This is a genomic window from Bradyrhizobium cosmicum, from assembly GCF_032290525.1.
GTDB lineage: Bacteria > Pseudomonadota > Alphaproteobacteria > Rhizobiales > Xanthobacteraceae > Bradyrhizobium > Bradyrhizobium cosmicum_A.
Genome location: NZ_JASXTA010000029.1, coordinates 1 through 18,943, shown reverse-complemented (window position 1 = coordinate 18,943; position 18,943 = coordinate 1). Strand labels below are relative to the sequence as shown.

Below are 18,943 nucleotides of genomic sequence, written 5' to 3'. Positions count from 1 at the left end.
AACGCCTTCGGCGAGAGACAGCCTTCGCCCGCTTCGCGCCACCGCGCCTCGGCTGGCTTGCCGAGCCGTAGCCTGCGAAGCAGGCGAAGGCTGGTGGGCGGTCACGGATTCGAACCGCGGACCCTCTCGGTGTAAACGAGACAAAGCCGATTAGCGGCATTGAAATCGCTTCGTTTTTGCAGCGTGCTGTGCCGCTTCGTTCACGATCAATTCTGTTGTTTCTGGTACGTAACTGGTACGTCGGACCGGCCAAGCCGATGCGACGACGCGACCACGCCATCGAACCCACCGGGGATGTGGTGGCCGTAAACCTTCTTGATGATCTGGATCGAGGCGCCGCAGTAGTCCGACACCTTGTCGATTGGCACGCCCGAACGCAGATACCAACTGATCGCGGTATGCCTCAAGGTGTGCGGGATCACCTTCAATTCCTTGATCTCGGTGGCGAGCCCGGCCTTCTTGATCACCTCATCCCAGCCGTTGCTGACCCGTTGCACCGGCTCTCCCTGAAACTCCACCACCGCCTTGCTTGAAATGCCGAGTCGGTGCCATCGCCGGATGTGGGCGAGCAGCCGGGGCGGCAAGTCAACAGTGGGTTGCCGTTTGTTGGTTTGCTTCTTGCCGTAGGCCAGCCGCCGAAATTGCCCGGTCTCAAGATTGATGTGTCCGCGACCAATGGTCGGCATCAGGGCGGCGCCGCAGATGGCGCCTGCGCGTGTGCCGGTGTAGAGCCCGGCCAACACGAAACGCGCGATGTGACGCGACGTATAGCGCCCGTTCTCGCGACCGTTCCTCACTTCTCGCTTTCGCCATGCCGCCCAAATGATCTGTGCTGCTCATCCCGAGTAAGCCAGCGCTCGCGCGCTGGCGCTGCGTCCGGGAGCACCGGCCGGAACAGCGTCTGCACACCGCCGACCATGTCGCGGATGTGGTAGTTGATCGCCGCCGCCAATGTCTCCAGCTCGCGCCTCGCCGCACTCAACGAGCCCCGCTGTGCGGCGTAGGCACGCTGTAGCGCTCCAGTCATCTCGCCGATGGTGTGCTCGCCGAAACGAGTCACACATCGCGCAGCGCGCTTCGCTGATGCGTCGGCGCGGCTGGACCCTGACGATGGTGCCCCTGATCGCCGCGCGCATGGGCGGGCTTCTCAGCACAAAGCCCGCGGGTTTCCCCGCGGGCCGTGGCCCCCGGACGAGTAACGGGGGCATGCGCCTATTGGCCCTTGCGGGCAGGAGGTCGGCGCAAGCATCAGGCTGTCACTGCCGGCGAGGTCCCGCAAGACGAAACCCGCTTCGTCTTTACAACCTTTTACCCCCAGCGGGGCCATGCAGCCCTGTTCCGTCTTGACGGCCGCAATAGCAGGCGCATGATGCAGCCAGGTGATCGACCGGCCTCTCGCGCCACCAGTGCCCATAGTGACCAGTGCCCACGGATCAGCGCCCCCTAGGGGGAATGCATCCAACAGTGCCAGCGTCCATCAGTGCCAGCGAAAGCGAGCATCACCTCCGCGGTTAGGAATAGGGGCCACCCGGCTGATCACCGGGTGGCCTTTCCCTTGAAGAGCGCCGCGAATCTCCGACGTCAAATCCGGGTTGTTCTACGCGCGTAGACCTACGCGTGCAGCTCGGCCGCCGCCTTCGGCGGCTTCGGCCCTGGCACCCTGCGTTTCTGGTCGTCGGTTTCGAGGAGCGAGCTGGCAACGGCCGCTGCAGCTTCAGGTCTTCGTCCGAAGGCGGTCATCCAGATCTCGACTTCTTTGGGGCGCCGGGATCGGCATCGTCTTCATCGTGCCGCCTCTTTACCGGCGGCGCTTCACATCCAAGTGCACCTGATCGACACATCGTTGTACCGGCCCCGGTAGTCTTGCTCGATCCACGGGTCGTCACCGATGCGAACATCGTCGATTTTCCACAGGCGAAGGCAGATCCATCTGGCTTGGGCGCTCTGAAGGCATCGGGCATACCTCGCGGCACCGGCCGCAGGGTGTGCATGCGTTCAGAAGACGATCGATGTCGTTGCTGATCGCCTTGCTTGTCAACTGCTTGCCTGAAGTGCGTTATCGATCTTCATTCAGACAAGAATCTGAACTGGAGTCGGGTTCATGCCGGTACAGGAACTGTTCCGCGGCATGATCCAATGGGTCCGTCAGTTGCGCGGACTGTCTGACACCGACGCAAGCGCCAACGCGTCGCGGGGGCCAAGCCGGCTACGGCTGAGCGCTCCTGGAAACGCCAGCACGCTGTCGCGGTCGGTCGAACTCCGGCTGATCAGCGAATGGTTAACGGGAAGGAGGAGTACTCCGTTTGATCCGCAGCACCACTCTACGGAGCACGCCAAACCTCCGGATCAGACACTACAAAGAAAGCTGGTTGGCTGCAGGGGTCTTTTCGCCAACGAACGTTCCGATGTTTATCACCTCAAGAGAAGGATATTTCCTATGCTGCGTTATTACGTCATGACGAAGGAAGCCATGAAGCGTCTGCGCGCGGACCGCGACGGCGTAGTGTCGTTCGAGTACATCATTGTCGCAGCTTGCATCATCGGCGCAGTGACAGCTGCGTTCGGTACCGGAGCCGGTGGGGCTATCGCGACGGCGCTGTCTGGCGGGATCACCGCTATCACCACCGCGTTCACTGCGGCCGTGTAGCAAAGGCGTCCCACCCCAAGAGGGGGGCGTCGCAATCTGCCCCCCACTTTTTTAGGCGTGCAATCATCATTGAAGTCCTCCCACAGCCGCGTTTCTGAAAGTCCCGCCGTTGGGCCATATGTTGAGGTGTTGCCTTAAGCCCGCGGACGCGTTGAAGCGTCTGAGCGCGGACGAGAGTGGTGTGGTGTCTTTCGAATACGTGATGGTTGCGGCTTGCATAGTCGGCGCGGTGAGTGCTGCCTTCGGCACGAATGCAGGCGGAGCTGTCGCGACCGTGCTGGCGAGCGGGATTAGCGCGATCAGCGCCGTTATCGGCGCTGCCGTCGGAGGCTAATACGGCCGTCTGGGCTCACGGAAGCGCAGGCGATCTGTCGCTAGATTGTTTAAGGCGTGTGTTTGATGAGTTGGATAGTTGCCATAACTTCGTCTCTCGAAATCCTTCTGTTGCTGTATGTCGCAACAATTGATGTTGCGACTCGCTTGATCCGAAATGACATCTGCCTGGCGCTGGCGCTCCTCGGGATTGCAAGTCAGTTGGCCAGCCCAATGGAGCTCGTTGAATCCCTGGTTGCCGCGACAATCGTGTTCTTGCTGCTGCTTATGATTTACCAGAGGGGATGGATTGGCGGCGGCGACGTCAAGTTGCTGGTTGCCTTGGCGATTGGTCTCCCGCTGACAGGCGTGATTCAGTTATTCACCATCACCGCTCTGGCTGGCGGCGTTCTTGCTTTGGTTCATCTGATGATGCGCCTCCTTCCATATCCCAGGCTGGCACCCGCCGGATCGTCGCTCGTGCGCCGCGTCTACGCGGTCGAGCGTTGGCGCCATTTGCGACACGCACCGCTACCTTACGGGGTTGCCATAGCCTGCGGTGGTATCTGGACCGTTTTCAGCAAAGGACTTTGACATGTCATCCGCTTTGCGTCTCTCGATCATCATGGTGTTCCTGTTCGCGACCGTCGCGCTCGGGCTCATCGCCTACAGCATGAACGTGCCGAAAGCGGAGGTCCCTGTCGCACAGGTCACGGAGAGTACTCCGGCGCCTCCCACTGTCGGGTACTTTGTCGCGGCACACCCGCTGCCGAGAGGGACACTGGCGCGCGACGAGGATTTCGAGGTGCGCTCGTCGCCGCCAGGTAATGTTCCGACAGAGGCGATCCGTGATACGCCCGACGCCAAGATCGGACTTCGCGGGTCTCTGGTTCGCAACTTCCTCGACACTGGCAGTCCTGTCACATCCAAGGACATATTGCGCCCGCGCGAACGGGGTTTTCTCGCCAGCGTCCTCGCACCGGACAGCCGTGCCATCAGCATCAACGTTGACGCCGCGTCTGGCGTCTCGGGCCTGATCTGGCCGGGTGACTATGTAGATGTCGTGTTGACCCTGGAGTCGACGACGCTGGCCGAGAAGCCAAATCCAGACTACCAGCATGGCACGCTGAGCGAATCCGTTGTTCACAATGTTCGAGTTGTCGCGATTGACCAGGATATTGTGCAAAGTGGCTCGGCCAGCAATGCCACAGCCGGTAAAGTCGCGCACACTGTATCGCTGCAGCTCGCGCCAGAGCAGGTCAAGAAAGTCACAGTCGCAGCAGTGCTCGGAAAGCTCTCCTTGGCCGTACGGTCAGCGGTCGATCGACAGGACATAGGCGACACGGCCGCGACGGTGGTGGTTTATGCACGCAACAGCGGCACGAAATACTCAGTCAGAAGGGACGATGCAGGCAACACGCGCACGCTGTTGAGCGGCGACGTGTTGCCGGCAATTGGCCCGTCAACGCCGGTCGCTTCGGCCGTTTCGTCACGTCGGTAAGGGAGGCAGTGGTGAACGTTAACATTGCAGCAGTCAGTCCGCCTCAAGAATCAGCATCGGTTGTAACGCGCAACCAAATCGTCTGTTTCGTCAATGACGAGCTTAGCGCAGCGGCTCTGCGCAAGGGCCTCGAGGGTAGCAATTTATCGATCAGGCGCGGCACGATCCGTCATGCCATACGGATGCTCGAAACCGACACCGAGCTATCCGCGTTGGTGGCGGACATCAGCGGAATCGATGATCCATTTTCCGAACTGGAAAGGTTGGCCGCCGTCTGCCCACCCGATGTCCGGGTGGCTCTGATCGGCGAGAGCAGGGAGATCACCTTCTACCGCGAGCTCATGGAAATCGGTTTGAGCGAGTACCTTCCGAGGCCGCTCACGCGCGATCTGGTGCTGCACCAGCTACGTCCGAAACTGCTTGGCGACGTGGCGCCCGGTGCTGCCGATCGTGGCGGGCATGTGATCTCGATCTGCGGCGCTCAGGGCGGCGCCGGCGCAACGAGTATCGCTATCAATCTCGCGCTGCAACTGGCCGAGACCACAAAAGCCAAGGTCGCACTGCTCGACCTTCATCTACAAAACGGTGAAACAGCCGTGATGCTGGGTGTTCGGCCCGGGCCAGGGCTGCGCATCGCTCTGGAAAACCCGATGCGGGCGGACACGTTGTTCCTCGAACGCGCGGCAATCGATATCAACGAGCGAGTTTGCCTGATTTCCGCCGATGAGGAGTTGGACGCGCAGCTCGACATCACTGAAGCGGGCGTGAGACATGTCCTGGGTCTGCTCCGTCAACGGTTCAATTACATCGTTGTCGATATACCAGTCCCGTTTCCGCCATCGATCCATCCGGTGATCACGCTTTCCCGGCACGTGCTGGTGCTGCTGGAAGCGGAGGTGACCGGACTTCGCAATGCCCATGCACTCCGCACCGCCGTCACCAACATCGCCGGTAAGGATCGCGTGTTTACTTTGCTCAATCGTGCCGATCGTCCCGGCGGCCTTCCCAGGGCGACGATTGTCAAGGCCTTGGGCGCAGAACCCGACATGGTGATTCCAGATCTCGGGAAGGGGATGACCCAGGCGGTCAATCTCGGAATTCCAGCCCTAAAGCACGTACGAGGATTGCGACGTCACCTCGCCCCAATTGTCCGGGAGATCGCAGGCGTCGGTGCCGAACGGAAGGGATGGTTGAGGAGGCTGCTCGGGTGACGAAAAAATTTGGTAGGCGCGAAGACGACACGCCAGCTCGTTTGCCTGCATTGCCACTAAGCTTGCCTGCATTGGCGCCGAACCTGCCTGCGCCAAGCTCGCCAGCAGCTACGCTAAGGCACGACGAACCTTCTACCCAGCGGCCGGTGATGCCGGCCTTGCTGCGTGAACGGGTCATAGAGCAGATTGAGCCGTCGGTGGCCGCAACAGTCTCGCGTGATGTTCTTCGGCGGCAGATTGAGGAAATCATCCATGGAATCGCCAACGAGGAACGGCTCGAACTGTCAGGTCGCGAGCAGTTTCAGCTAGCGGACGAGATTGCGGACGACATGACCGGCTACGGGCCGCTCCGTCCACTTCTGCTGGATCAATCGATCAACGATATCATGGTCAACGGACCGAGTAACGTTTACGTCGAGCGACACGGCAAACTGGAACGGATCGCGGTGCGATTCCGCGACAATGATCACATCGCATCCGTAGCACAGAAGATTGCAGCGCAGGTCGGCCGGCGCGTTGACGAATCCAGTCCTATGGTGGATTGCCGCTTGCCGGACGGCAGCCGGGTCAACATCATCTTCCCGCCGCTGGCGATTCATAGCCCCTGCATTTCGATCCGTAAATTTCCCAGCCGCCGTTTGGATACGGCCGGCATGATTGCAAACGGCTCGATGACTACGGCCATCGGACAATTGCTGGAGATTGCCGCCAGATCCCGACTCAATGTTCTGGTCTCCGGCGGTACCGGTTCCGGCAAGACGACGCTGCTCAACGCCATGAGCCAGTTCATCGATCACAGTGAGCGCGTCGTCACTATCGAGGATGCAGCAGAGTTGCAGCTTCAACAGCCTCACGTGATCAGCCTTGAGACCCGTCCTCCGAGCCTCGAAGGCACGGGGCAGGTGACACAACGCGATCTGGTGTGGAATGCCCTGCGCATGCGTCCCGACCGGATCGTCGTCGGCGAGGTGCGCGGGGCCGAAGCATTTGACATGCTCCAAGCGATGAACACCGGCCATGATGGTTCGATCTCCACGGTGCATGCAAACTCCGCGCGCGATGCAATGACTCGTATTGAAAACATGGTGCAGATGGGGCAGCCAAATCTGCCGCTGCGGGCCATCAGATCTCAGATCGTCGCTGCACTGGATCTCATCGTGCAGGTAGAACGCATGCGGGATGGACAGCGTCGCGTTATCCAGATCAGCGAGGTGATCGGCCTGGAAGGCGAGGTGATCACCACCAATGACATCGCCGCGTTCGAGTACGAACAAGAGGATGTTCACGGGCGGATATCGGGCAGCTACAGGTCCACCCACGCCGTCCCGAAGTTCAAGAGCCGTCTCACCTATTATGGGCTGGATCGAGCCTGGACTGAGGCTATGAGGCAGCTGTAATGCCGGAGCTTTTGACAACCATCGACCTGGTGCTGCTGATATGCGCAGCAGCCGTGACGTTGTGGCTCGACGCGCGACAACGACGCATCGATCGTCAGCTAACGATAGCTCTGCCAGTTTCGGACTTGGCGGACCTACCCTCCATTCGTCGGTTAGAGGCCGGGTCCCGCTGGCAGTTTGTCTTCCGCATCGTCAGTTACGACGCCGGGATCGCTTACGCTTGGCACCCCGCCTATATGCTATTTGCCGGTGTGGTCGCAGCGGCTGCAATCCTTTATGCCAATAGCGTGCTCAAATATTCTGACCTCTACGCGTATCCGGCGGCTACAATTGTAGCGATCATGGTGGTGCGAGGTCTATTTGGATGGCAGCGAGATCGTCTCGCCAGTCAACTTTTTCGACAACTGCCCGACACGATCCAGCTAGTAACAAGTACTGTTCGATCCGGGCTACCCGTGACCGAAGCATTTCGCACCATCGCTCGCGAGATGCCGCAACCGACAGCTGGGCAGTTTGCCATCGTATGCAGCGAAGTGAGTATGGGGAGACCTCCAGAGGAGGCTGTTGAAGCTGTCTATCGGCGAACGCAAGTGGCGGAGTACGGGATCTTTGCGGTCACACTTGCAGTCCAGCTGAAGGCAGGTGGCAGTTTGTCCGAAACCCTGCAGACACTGGGAGATACAGTGAGGCAGCGGGTTGCGCTCGCTGCTCGCGCAAAGGCTCTGGCAGGAGAGGTGATCTTTTCCTCACGAGCGCTTTCGTTGTCGCCCATAATTGTCGGTGGGCTGCTATACGCGATCAATCCGGTAACAGTCGATCTGCTGATCTATGATCCGACGGGAAACAGGTTGCTGGCTTACGCGGCAGCCTCGGTGATTGTCGGGTCCCTTGTGATACGTTGGATGGTCAGAAGGGAAACAGAACTATGACTTTTGGTCTCAGTTTGGCGGCCCTGGCCATAGCACTTGCGACTGCGACTCTCGTGCTGATGATCCACGAACTACACATTCGTGCCTTGAACCAGCGGGTGTCAAATGCAGTGCTGGGTGTTCCTGGCCGGTCAGCGCCCCTCCGGGACATGACCGGTTGGCTTTCGTCGCTCGGCATGCGGTATCGACGCTTCTACTCTGCGGAAAATCTGGACCAGCTCCGAACCATCGTTCAATCGTCAGGTTTGAATCCTCATCGAGCCTTGTCGATCTGGATCGGTGTCAAAACCATCAGCATGTTCTTGTTCCCGGTCATTGCCTTGTTTGTTGCGCAGATTCTTGGGAAGCCACTCACGGACGTGCTGGTCTTCAGTCTCATTGGCGTGGTGATCGGGATCATGGGGCCGCGGTTGATCCTGTTGGTTCTAAGGCGCCGGTTTAATGCCGGCATTCGGCTGGGCACGCCGGATATGATCGACTTGCTGGTTGTCTGCAGCGAAGCGGGAATGGGTCTTGAAAGCGCGCTGGAACGCGTAGCGGAAGAAATGAAACAGACCAATCCCCCCATGGCCCGGGTTTTGTACGGCCTTCTTGATGATCTCCGGATACTGCCAAATCGCAGCGAGGCATTCGAGAAACTGGCATCTACGTCGGAGGGGCTTCGCCGGTTCGGCACCATGGTCAGCCAAAGCCTGCAATACGGAACGCCACTGAGCCAGGCTCTGCGCAGCATCGCTATGGACCTCCGGCGAGAACGTATTACCGACCTCGAGGAAAGGGCGCACAAGTTGGGTGCCAAGCTGACTATTCCGATGGTGTTGTTCCTGCTTCCAGCCATGTTCGTCATTCTGGGTGGGAGTCCGTTTCTGCACCTCGTCCGTACATTCTCCAGCATCGGTGTGAAGTAGCCATGAGTACCATGACGCTGTCGAAGAATCCGTCTTACGAGTGGGTGATGCAGCTGCTCGGCAGCATGTGGTTCACGTTGCTGGCACTTTGCGTCGCCATCAGAATTGGGTCATTTATCGATCCCTGGCCGTCGCTTCTGTCGAGTTTTTGCCTTGCCGTCTTCTACATGCTCCTGGCGGTCTTGATCATGACGAGGTCGCCGGCAAAGGCGCATGCGGATGGGGTGTTGCCCAGGGTAGCTGCGTTCGTCGGCTCCTATTTACCGTGGACGATCTCGTTCTTCGGCAAAACCGAGCAGGCGTTGCCAAACTTGCTGTCCACCGCTTGCGTTCTGATCGGCATGATCATGATGCTTATCACCATCCGACATTTGGGGCGGTCGTTCAGCTTGGTGCCACAAGCGCGTTCGGTCGTGCAAACCGGCCCCTATCGATGGATCAAGCACCCGCTTTATTTCGCGGAAGAGATCGTGATTGTGGGCGTGGTGCTGCAATATCTGACGCCGATAACGGCGCTCGTGCTGGTCCTGCATATCGGCGTTCAAGTATGCCGGATTCTTTACGAAGAAGATCTGCTTCGGCGCACCTGCCCGGAATATTCCAGTTACGAAGCATCGCGTTGGAGACTGGTCCCTTATGTTTGGTGAGCGGCCATGCGTGGCCGAACTGTCATGGACTTCGTTCAATTTGGTCGTGCTCGGAATCGGCATCCGGACGTGCTAGGTGCCCGTAGCGGCGCACGCGCGAGCCATAAAAAGTCTCTCATCGCCGATCAACGCGGCGCCGTCGCGTTTGAGACAATGTTCGTCTACGCGTTGATAGTGGCGTTTCTGCTGACGCCTCTTGCCGACGTGGCTGCCGCGGGCTTCCGCTTCATCGCTGGGTGGTCGGCATTGCGTTCTTTCGGGCAATACATCCAGTACAAGAATCCGCCCGACCCGGCTAACCCGGGGACGTGGAGTTCAGGGCTGCAGAAGAACGTCGCAGGATATACCATCAGCAACATTCAGGTTTGGTGCGGAAGCAGTGTGTGCTCCTCAGGCAACCTTACTCAGATCCCCAAATACTTCACGTTTTCGACGACTGTCACTTTGGCTCCGATCGTGTGGAGGCCGGTGCTGTGTCCCAACTCCTGTACGTACACGCTATCTTACTCAGAACGCTTCCAGTAGGTGTTCCCATGCGCAATCTGCTCCGTTCCCAACGAGGCTCGGCCGCATTCGCGACAGTCATCGCCCTCGTGCCGCTCATCGGAGCGGTTGCGCTCGGGGCCGAGGCCGGGTCGTGGTACGTCACCAGGCAGCAAGGGCAGAACGCCGCCGACGCAGCGGCCTACGCCGGCGCCTTGCGGCTTTCATGCGATATTGCTGGTGCGGCGAACTGCGGTACATCAGTGGATTATCAGAGCAGGGTATTCGCGGCGCAGAACGCGTTCTGCAACTCCGGGGACGCCTATTCAGGTTGTGCGACCAGCCTTCCGAGCCGGGTCTCGCGAACTGTGCAGGTCGATATCGGCAACTACAGTGCGGGCTCGTTCACGACGCCGGCTGCGGGCACCGGGAACGCCGTTCGCGTCAGGGTGAGCCAGCAACAGCCGGCCTACTTGGCGGCGGTACTGGGTGCGACCACCGTCCCCATCCCCGCCCAAGCCATTGCTCTCGTTCAGAACCCGAGCAAAGTGTGCGGCTTGGCGCTTGGACCTGATCCGAACGGTGGCGGCGCGCTAAAAATCGGCGGTAACGTCACCAACAACGGAACGGGTTGCCCGCTGATGTCGGATGCGAGCGTCCAGTTTGCCAGCACACCATCTTTCACCGGGCCGGGGTGGGGCGTCTATGGTGCAACTGGCTGCAGTCCAGCTAACACCTGCGCTAGTCCCGGAGTAACGCACAACTACTTTATGCCTCCTGCGATGGATCCATTGCAGGGACTGCAGACTGCGTCGTTCAACAACACCTTCACCAATACGAATGTAACTGGCAATGTTAACCTCGGACAATCAACGTGCCCCGCTTCGGTACCAGCTGGCACGACCAAATGTTTTCCGATTAGTCCCAACACTGCTAGTACGGCGTACAAAAGCATAAATGTGTCGAACGGAGAGTATTATTATTGTTCCGCCACAACCACAGCACGATACTACTTTAGCGGGAGCATAAGCGTCAACGGCGGCGGGACCTTCGCTTGTGACCCACGATCGCCAGTTACAGCCTACTTTAAGGCGGGCATAAATGTTAACAGCGGGGGGACGGCAACTCTTGCCGCAGGAACGTACTTCACTAATGGTGACATAAGTCTTGGCGGGACCGTCACTGGCACAAGCGTGACACTCGTGTTGCTCGGAAATTCGAAATTCACCATCAACGGTGGTGCGATTAACCTCTCCGCTCCTACGACGAACAATTTCTCTTCTGCTCTGGATGGCGTTCTGATTGACGATCAATCGACTGGGGCCGTCAACATCAACGGCAACGGCGTAGCTCGGCTAGCGGGAGCGATGTACTTTCCCAAAGCAGATGTGTCGTTCGGTGGGACGGCTCAACCTTCCAATACGACCTGTTCGCAAGTGATCGCCAAGACGCTCGACATGACAGGTAGCGCCTACCTGAGCACGGATGCATGCCTTCCGGCCACCATCGCTTACACCCAAGTCGTCGCTTTGGTGCAGTGATGAGAAAGCTCGACAATCGCGGCATGGCGGCGTTCGAATTGGTCCTCGTCTTCGTGCCGCTTTTCACATTGATGTTCGCCATCTTCGATCTGGCGCGCTATGCGATCACGGTGCAGTCGTTGCGCACGCTGTCGAGCGCCAGTGCGCGGGCAATGATGATCCAGTGCTACACGCCTGCCGTAACCGGCCTGACGCCGAGCACATCACCCTCGAGCTGCACCGGGGATTACCTATCGGCCACGCAGAAGCAGGCTGCTGCGCCCTTCTTGTATAGGAATGGCAGTTCTTCGCCGACAGTCAGTACCACCTCGGGAGCCAGTGCACTCACTGTGACAGCCTCTCAGGCCGGCTTCGCTATGGTGATGCCGATCTGGGGAACAAGCCTCAATGCGCCGACCGCATCCACGACAATTCCCTTCTAGTCGTCGCGGCCAACCGTCCTGGAATGCGCCTGGATTTCGGCAGGCGAAGAGAATGAGTCCCAGTTGCTCGCACAGAAATTTTCCGAAAAACCGACGGGAACTTGCCAAGGGGGAGGGCCGGCGGGAACTCGTGCGCGGCTGCCGCAGGACAGTTCAGAGCAGGTGTGAAAAGTGGTGCTCGCTGGCAACATTGCAAAGTTTTCTCTGCTCTTGCCGCAGTGCGGTAAGCGTCTCTTCTTGCAAGGAGGCGGAATGAGGGATGTGATGTTGGAAATACGAAATAACGATTTGTAATGGGATAGAGAGTAAACTCTGCGCGTGGTGCGCGGAGAGGAAACGTTAGGGGCATCGAGCACGTAGATTTGCGGGGATAGCCGTGGATCGCAGTGGGGGACTCGAATGGGTGGCGGTCGCGTTTCGGATAAGGTTTCAGGTAAGAGACTTCTCGCCTTCGGCGTCATGGGTCTTGGCGCAGCGGTGATCTTGTTGGGGGCCGCTGACCGCGCGGAGGCTGCAGACCGGCGGGGCTCCTCTGGCGGCGGCGTCTTCGTCAGCGAAATGAGCGACGTCCAGCGGGTCAAGGTGGTCGTCAACAAGTCACGCACCTTCAAAGTCGACACTGCTTTTGCCACGATTGTTGCGGGCTCGCCTGATATCGTCGACGTGAAGTCGCTGAGTGACCATCTGATCTATGTACAGGGCAAGCAGACCGGCACCACCAACGTCATCCTGTTCGACAGTTCGATGAAGCAGATCGGGATCCTCGACGTCGAGGTCGTGATCGATACCGGGAACTTGCAGCAGAACATCCGGACCAGCACCGGCGGCCAGGGTATTCGCGTCTCGGCCTCCGAGGGGCAGGTGGTGCTCAGCGGAACCGCCGCCGACGCGGTTGTGGCCGAGCGAGCCATGGCGATCGCCACCAGCACCGTTGCGAAAGGGGGCGTCGTCGTCAACGCGATGAGCGTTGCGGCGCCGCAGCAGGTGATGCTGGAAGTGCGCTTTCTCGAGGTCAACCGGGACGCCGGTCGAAACCTCGGCGTCAATCTCTATGCGGCGAATGCCAACGGCACCAACGTTGGGAATACGGGGCTCGGAGCGGCGACGGCAGGTCGACAGCCAATCGGTTCGCCTCCGGGGGCAGGGAGCCTCCCGGTCCTCGGAACATTGGGTACGCTCGTTGGCACTGCGGGCGGTATAGCTCCGGTCCCGTTCGGAAGCTTGTTGACCAGCATCGTTCGGACGTCCAACGGCGGCTCGGTGGACTTGTTGATCTCGGCGTTGGAAACCAAGGGATTGGCTCGCCGGTTAGCCGAGCCGAACTTGACCACGCTTTCCGGCGATGCCGCTCGCTTCCTGGCCGGCGGTGAATTTCCAGTGCCTGTAGCGTCCACGGCCGGTACCGCTGGTCTCGTGCCAACGGTGACTATCGAATTCAAGAAGTTCGGCGTTGAGCTGGCTTTCGTGCCCACCGTTCTCTCGCGCGGCGTGATCAACCTTCGGGTCGAACCTTCGGTCAGCGAGCTTGATTTCTCCAATGCGGTTCAGATTGCGGGGACGATCATTCCGGCGTTGACCCGCCGCGACGCGCGGACCACGGTCGAGCTGCGCGACGGCCAGAGCTTTGCGATCGCCGGCCTGCTCCAGACTCGCAACCGCCAGGACGTTTCGCAATTGCCCTGGATCGGCTCGGTGCCGGTAATCGGAACCTTGTTCAGTAGCAAGTCGTACCAGCAGCAGGAAACGGACCTCGTCATCATCGTCACGCCGCGCCTGGTTGCGCCGGCGGCACCCGGTCAGCAACTGGCGTCTCCGCTCGACTCCCGCCTTCCGGCCAATGACGTCGATTTCTTCCTCAATGGCCAGATGGAAGTCCGCAAACGTTACAATGATTATGTCAATTCGGGCGGTGACGTGAAGGGCCCGTACGGCCACATCATCGCTCCTGAGGTCAGGGTGCCCGTTCCGGCACCGGCCGCCGTTGCCGACCAGCCCGTCGTGAAGACCCTCAACTAGCGGAGCGAGAGATGACCATAAGGTATCTGGTTCTGTTCGCGCCGTTCCTGCTCGGGGGATGTTACGGCGTCGCCGGTCATGACGAGGTGGACCGCTACTTCCAGCGGTCCGATACCATCACGATGACCGCAGGCGATGCCAAGCAGGTCAACGCCGTCACCCATACGATCCATCCATGGCCGCGATACGTGGGTGACCGCAGGATCGCATACGACGCTCGGCGCGTCGGTGCCGCCGTCACACGCTATGGCAATACAACACGGCCCGTGGATCAGCTTCCCGATATCGGACAGGCGACGGAAGCAATGGGCCAGCGGCCTCCCGTCACCCAGAATGTCAACATCGAAGGATTGCCGCCTGGATCGAACGCGGGAGTATCGGTGCCGGTCGGTGGAGCACCGACCAGGTAAAGGAGCCAGGGGGCCTTGGCCTTGGGTAATCTGACGATGATATTTCAATGAGTCCGATGAGCCGGGCGGGGACGAGAGTTATGCGGCGCATCATCTTTATGCTGACCTGTTGCTGGTTGGCGACCGGCCTTGCTGGGTGTGAAACCACGCTGAGAGACGCGGCTATCGTCGCTCCCGTGGAGCCGCCGGGCGGCGACCCCGTGCAGGAACCGACCGACGTCAAATATTATCCTTCGGACGAGCCCGTGCGGCTGGGGCTGGAGCATTTCAATCGCGGCAGCTACGGGATTTCCCAGCGCTACTTCAAGGACGCCGTCGAGAAATCGCCGAAGGACGTGACAGCCTGGGTTGGCCTGGCGGCAAGCTATGATCGGTTGCGTCGGTTCGATCTTGCGGACCAGGCGTACGCCCAAGCGATCAGACTTGGAGGCGAGACTGTCCAGATCCTCAACGATCAGGGCTATTCGCTGATGTTGCGGGGCAATTTGAACGGCGCGCGTCGAAAATTTGAGAAGGCTTATTCGCTCGACCCGACCAACCCGGTGATCGCCAATAACCTTGAGCTCCTCAATGGCAGCCGTCGGTTCATCGAAAGGCCGCCGAACAATCAACCCTAGGCGGAACAACTGGCCGCAGTTTGATTTTTATTGAAAGTTTGGTCTCGGCTAGTTCGGACCCAGCACGGCGTCTACCCGCCGACTGCCATTTCTGACGATGATGATCACCCCGTTTCGAATTGTAAATCTGGCGCCGAGCAGCTTTGGTATTTTCTCCGTGAGCGGTGACGGCAGCGGGATCATCGCACCATCCACGAAATCGCCGACCTTGATGGCGTCTGCCGGAGCGCCTATTGAGGGAGCCGGCTTGATATACACCTTGATCTGTTGAATTTCCTCGGACGAGAGAGTCAATGCGGCCTGCGTTTCGCCAATACGATTGCTTCTCTCGATCGCCGCCTTGTCCTTTGCATCCTGCTGCTGTTCAGCCTGACGCCTTGCCTTCTCGGCTTGATCCAGTTGCGCGACCCGTTCCTTGAGCGGTGCAAGCTCGCGATGAAGCGCGACGACCTCCGATCTCAATGACTTGATCTGGGTGAGGGCGATCGCCGCGCCGACGCATGCGACGATCACGATCAGGCTGAACAACGCAAGGATGGCGCCCGTCGCTTCCCGGCCCCGGCGTTCGGATCCGGCATCGGAGATGTCTTGCGAAGGACCAGGGCGTATTCGATCTAGCAATGATCGTGCTTTCGCCATAACGGAAGTGAACATGCCTGGTCTCCGAGAGTGCTTCGCTTGATGCGGCGGCTAAGCCGGCAACTTAGGTGGACATTGAGACGGCCCGGAGACCGCCCGATCGCTGCGGGGCCCTGCATTCGACTGGGAGCAGGCGGGCCAGCCGATGTCCTGATGGGACAGTGTACGGCCTGCGGCGATGACGCGAACTCCGGCAACCCGTAAATTTCCCAAGTGTCGGCAACCAGCCGCGCTGGTTGAGTGGCGCCAGGTTGAGTGCCGCATCATGAAAACACCAAAGCCAAAGCAATGGACGGATCACGAGGTCCAGCAATTGTCCAGGCTAGCCAGGGCAGGAGCTGGCGTATCGAAGATAGCAGCCGAGCTGGGCCGCTACACCGGATCAGTGAAGCGAATGGCGCGTAGTTTGAGAATACTGTTGAAGAAGTAGACACACTCGCGACTTTGCTGGCTTTGGTAACATCCAGTCGCGTACAGCCGACGGTGCTGCCGGCAACGCGGTGATCACGCTCGCCGACGGTCGACCCGAGCAAGGCTCGGCGCCGCCTCGGTTCTTTCTACAAGGCGCACGGAACTACGAGGCCATCCTTCGCTGTGACGGATCCGGCGAGTGTCCTGCTCGTTGAGCCAGACCTCTGTTGGACGCTTTCGATCTCGCAGATCGATAGGGGGCCGAGAGCAGGATCAGGAAGAGCGCTCTAGCTGCTCTGTATCTGGCAGCGGCGCGGCTGTCCTCCCGTCCGGACATCACGGTCCTCCGTTCCCGGGTGCACACGCGCCAAGTCCATGCTCGGCCTCGCCGTTCTAAGACGATGTCAAAGATTTCGAGTCGGTCAGGCATTGCGCTGCACAAAATTGCGGACAAGTCGAGCATAGCCGAAGCGGCTGATCCTATCCACCTGGGACGGACATACCCTTTTACGCGGGCCGGGCGGAATTTTCGTAGCCCTGGGGTGTTGCGAATTTAATTTTGGCCAAAGCAAAACTGTTTGAAGGCTAAAGGACCGCGGTATAGCATGGGAAAGTCCGCTTTGATGAAAGCTTTGGAAGTGCCGCCTCATCGGCGGGTTCATATTCCCGCAGCATGGCACTTCGTGCTTCCGAGATCACAACATGTCGTCTCCCAGCAAGATTGCGCTCTTCATCGACGGAGCCAATCTCTATGCCACAGCCAAGACGCTCGGCTTCGACATCGATTATAAGCGCCTGCTGGGCGAATTTCAGAGTCGCGGTACGCTTCTGCGCGCATTCTACTACACTGCCACAATCGAGGACCAGGAGTATTCCTCGATACGTCCGCTCATCGACTGGCTTGATTATAACGGCTACACGGTCGTCACCAAGCCGACCAAGGAGTTCATCGACGCCGGCGGCCGGCGCAAGGTCAAGGGCAACATGGACATCGAGCTCGCCGTCAATGCGATGGAGCTCGCCGGGCATATCGACGAGATGGTGCTGTTCTCCGGTGACGGTGACTTCAGGTCCTTGGTCGAGGCGGTGCAGCGGCGCGGCGTGCGGGTCAATGTTATTTCCACGATTGCGAGCCAGCCGCCGATGATCGCCGACGAACTGCGCCGCCAAGCCGACGTGTTCACCGACCTTACCGAACTCCAAGCTAAGATCGGTCGCAATCCGTCCGAACGCCCAGCTCCACGCGAGCGTGAGTTGCGCTATCGCCCGCGCCAGATCCCCGAGCATCAGACCGTCGCCGGACCGAAGGGAAACGACAGCGTTCTCGAGAGCTGATTCTCAGCGAGACTGCTGGGGTGAAATCCAGAAATTGCTAGGGCTCGGTTTGCCAGCGCACTTGCTCGTTCGTCGAGCTCGGTCTCGGAGGGATGAGCGCGACGAATAAGCCCGGCATTTGCGCCGGGCTGATCGCCAATATGGTTCGGTTCTCAGCAACGGACCGACTAAAGAAGATTCTTCGTGGTCAGTCGGTTCGGATTGTGACATTGAATCCCTACTGGCGAGCTTCGCGCATGGTGTTGCTGCCCGGTACCTCCGCGGAGGTGCGCGGGTCGTGCGGAGCTGCGCAACGGCGCTCAACAAACAGACTCGAAACTGATGTGAACCCTGATGCGAAATTAGTTCCGCTCAGACGCGCTGCCGGAATTAATTGGGCGCGGCCAAACCACAAATTTGATTACGAGGCATAATCATGATGACTCTACCGCAAAATTAAAAAATATCCTTGGGGAAAACACGGGAGGTTCGAGATGGAAGCTGTCCGCCGTTTTCGCGCAATGGCGTTGCTCTGCCGGCAGACCGCCGCGCGTTGTCCCGAGAGGAGTTGGAAGCTGCTCGCAGAAGCAGAGTACTGGGAGCATTTGGCGGCTTCGGCTGTAGCTCACTGAGCGTCGGACCACCCCTCCTTAGTTCGGGTCATTCAGGGGCAGGCAAAGTCCAGTACTCGCCTGGCTTATACCTGCGCTAGGGAACACCTGCGGATGACTGTGGAGGAGCTTAGAGAAGCGGAGAAGCTTCGAAGTAAGCTCCGACATATCGAAGCGAGAACGATTCCTGTTGAAGCGCACCGTCCGTCCTGGGTGTGCCTTCGCTATCCGCCGCGACAAAGCGGTGGCGAGTCCCGCCATCTATTCAGGACAGAGCGGCCATCTCGAGTTTCGCTCGACGACACACATCGAAACAGAGCAACGAGCCGATCACCTTCCCAGAGCTCAACGTCGTGCTCGCCATGCATTTGCTCGGCTCGACGTCTCGCCATCTGCTCGTCAATGCAGTCGATCTTTCGTGATTTTGCCGGGGCTGGCATTTCATCCCGAACAAGATTTCAACCGGCAGGGGCCGCTGAAAGGCGGCCCGTTCTCATTCTCGGTTTGAAGCGGACTTCAACTGTTCAGCAGGTCCTCGCCAGGCGCCAGCAGCCGCACGTAGGGTCCCGCTCTCGTGTAGCTCAACCCAGCCCTTCTCGATTGCGCATCTGAGGCCGGCGCCGAACTCGCCGCCGCTGCCACCCAAGGTGAACATGAACGGCGCGTTGATCTTCTCGATGTGGATGCGGCCGTCCTGGACCGGCTCGATGCTGGCGGCGAGCCGAACGAGTTGGCGGGCGGCGGCGGATCGGCGAACAGGCGGTTGGCTGCAAACCTCACGCTGCCACCTTGCCTTTCGCCAAGCTTGCGAGGTCCTTCCAGGCCAAAGCGGCCCGCAACCACATCAACCTGCGGCGCGGCAATCAGGATGGAAGTGCAGCGTCAATCAGGATGAGAGAGCTTCGCGGGGCTCGTGACGCAGGGAGG

General features: G+C 59.5%; 19 protein-coding genes. 16 read left to right on the top strand and 3 right to left on the bottom strand.

Features of this window, described 5'->3' with window-relative positions; translation table 11 throughout:
- Window positions 1-206: 206 nt before the first annotated feature.
- Window positions 207-797, bottom strand: coding sequence for a tyrosine-type recombinase/integrase (locus QSV46_RS34475; protein WP_314962181.1), 591 nt, complete (start codon window positions 795-797; stop codon window positions 207-209).
- Window positions 794-1,060, bottom strand: coding sequence for a hypothetical protein (locus QSV46_RS34470; protein ID WP_314962179.1), 267 nt, complete (start codon window positions 1,058-1,060; stop codon window positions 794-796). Before QSV46_RS34470 ends, QSV46_RS34475 begins: the two co-directional genes overlap by 4 nt.
- 1,041 nt (window positions 1,061-2,101) lie before the next feature.
- Between QSV46_RS34470 and QSV46_RS34465 the strand changes: the two genes are divergently transcribed.
- The 14 genes from QSV46_RS34465 to QSV46_RS34400 all read left to right on the top strand — a co-directional run bounded on the left by QSV46_RS34465 (window position 2,102) and on the right by QSV46_RS34400 (window position 15,041).
- Entirely contained in the window at window positions 2,102-2,647 is a 546-nt protein-coding gene (locus QSV46_RS34465) for a hypothetical protein (RefSeq protein WP_314962176.1), read from the top strand.
- A gap of 399 nt (window positions 2,648-3,046) precedes the next feature.
- On the top strand, window positions 3,047-3,553 hold the full coding sequence (locus tag QSV46_RS34460) for an A24 family peptidase (RefSeq protein WP_314962174.1): 507 nt from the start codon (window positions 3,047-3,049) through the stop codon (window positions 3,551-3,553).
- 1 nt (window position 3,554) lies between these two features.
- Entirely contained in the window at window positions 3,555-4,460 is a 906-nt protein-coding gene (gene cpaB, locus QSV46_RS34455) for a Flp pilus assembly protein CpaB (RefSeq protein WP_314962171.1), read from the top strand.
- Window positions 4,461-4,471: 11 nt separating this feature from the next.
- Entirely contained in the window at window positions 4,472-5,671 is a 1,200-nt protein-coding gene (locus QSV46_RS34450) for a CpaE family protein (protein WP_211398566.1), read from the top strand.
- Between the two features lie 146 nt (window positions 5,672-5,817).
- Window positions 5,818-7,068: a CpaF family protein gene (locus QSV46_RS34445; protein WP_314962360.1), complete on the top strand. Its 1,251-nt coding sequence runs from the start codon at window positions 5,818-5,820 to the stop codon at window positions 7,066-7,068.
- Complete coding sequence (locus QSV46_RS34440) at window positions 7,068-7,997, top strand: type II secretion system F family protein (protein WP_314962166.1); 930 nt, start codon at window positions 7,068-7,070, stop codon at window positions 7,995-7,997. Before QSV46_RS34445 ends, QSV46_RS34440 begins: the two co-directional genes overlap by 1 nt.
- The gene (locus tag QSV46_RS34435; protein WP_314962163.1) at window positions 7,994-8,905 is read left to right on the top strand and encodes a type II secretion system F family protein; all 912 of its coding nucleotides are present in this window, start codon (window positions 7,994-7,996) and stop codon (window positions 8,903-8,905) included. The genes QSV46_RS34440 and QSV46_RS34435 overlap by 4 nt, the downstream gene beginning before the upstream one ends.
- 11 nt (window positions 8,906-8,916) lie before the next feature.
- The gene (locus QSV46_RS34430; RefSeq protein WP_314962157.1) at window positions 8,917-9,552 is read left to right on the top strand and encodes a methyltransferase family protein; all 636 of its coding nucleotides are present in this window, start codon (window positions 8,917-8,919) and stop codon (window positions 9,550-9,552) included.
- 24 nt (window positions 9,553-9,576) lie between these two features.
- Window positions 9,577-10,077, top strand: coding sequence for a hypothetical protein (locus QSV46_RS34425; protein WP_314962154.1), 501 nt, complete (start codon window positions 9,577-9,579; stop codon window positions 10,075-10,077).
- An 8-nt stretch (window positions 10,078-10,085) separates the two neighbouring features.
- A complete protein-coding gene (locus QSV46_RS34420) occupies window positions 10,086-11,576 on the top strand; it encodes a pilus assembly protein TadG-related protein (protein WP_314962152.1) in 1,491 nt (496 codons plus the stop codon).
- Window positions 11,576-11,998 carry a pilus assembly protein gene (locus QSV46_RS34415; protein WP_314962150.1) on the top strand — a complete coding sequence of 141 codons (423 nt, stop codon included), beginning with the start codon at window positions 11,576-11,578 and terminating at the stop codon, window positions 11,996-11,998. Before QSV46_RS34420 ends, QSV46_RS34415 begins: the two co-directional genes overlap by 1 nt.
- Before the next feature lie 399 nt (window positions 11,999-12,397).
- Complete coding sequence (locus QSV46_RS34410) at window positions 12,398-14,014, top strand: type II and III secretion system protein family protein (protein WP_314962147.1); 1,617 nt, start codon at window positions 12,398-12,400, stop codon at window positions 14,012-14,014.
- Window positions 14,015-14,025: 11 nt separating this feature from the next.
- On the top strand, window positions 14,026-14,424 hold the full coding sequence (locus QSV46_RS34405; protein ID WP_314962145.1) for a hypothetical protein: 399 nt from the start codon (window positions 14,026-14,028) through the stop codon (window positions 14,422-14,424).
- Window positions 14,425-14,471: 47 nt separating this feature from the next.
- Entirely contained in the window at window positions 14,472-15,041 is a 570-nt protein-coding gene (locus QSV46_RS34400) for a tetratricopeptide repeat protein (protein ID WP_409997247.1), read from the top strand.
- Window positions 15,042-15,089: 48 nt separating this feature from the next.
- Here the strand turns inward: QSV46_RS34400 and QSV46_RS34395 are convergent, their stop codons facing one another.
- Window positions 15,090-15,695, bottom strand: coding sequence for a hypothetical protein (locus tag QSV46_RS34395; protein WP_314962142.1), 606 nt, complete (start codon window positions 15,693-15,695; stop codon window positions 15,090-15,092).
- A gap of 1,098 nt (window positions 15,696-16,793) precedes the next feature.
- Here QSV46_RS34395 and QSV46_RS34390 point away from each other — a divergent pair.
- Together QSV46_RS34390 and QSV46_RS34385 are read left to right on the top strand one after the other, a co-directional pair.
- Window positions 16,794-17,426 carry an NYN domain-containing protein gene (locus QSV46_RS34390; RefSeq protein WP_314962139.1) on the top strand — a complete coding sequence of 211 codons (633 nt, stop codon included), beginning with the start codon at window positions 16,794-16,796 and terminating at the stop codon, window positions 17,424-17,426.
- A gap of 780 nt (window positions 17,427-18,206) precedes the next feature.
- A complete protein-coding gene (locus QSV46_RS34385) occupies window positions 18,207-18,524 on the top strand; it encodes a hypothetical protein (protein WP_314962136.1) in 318 nt (105 codons plus the stop codon).
- Window positions 18,525-18,943 lie beyond the last annotated feature (419 nt).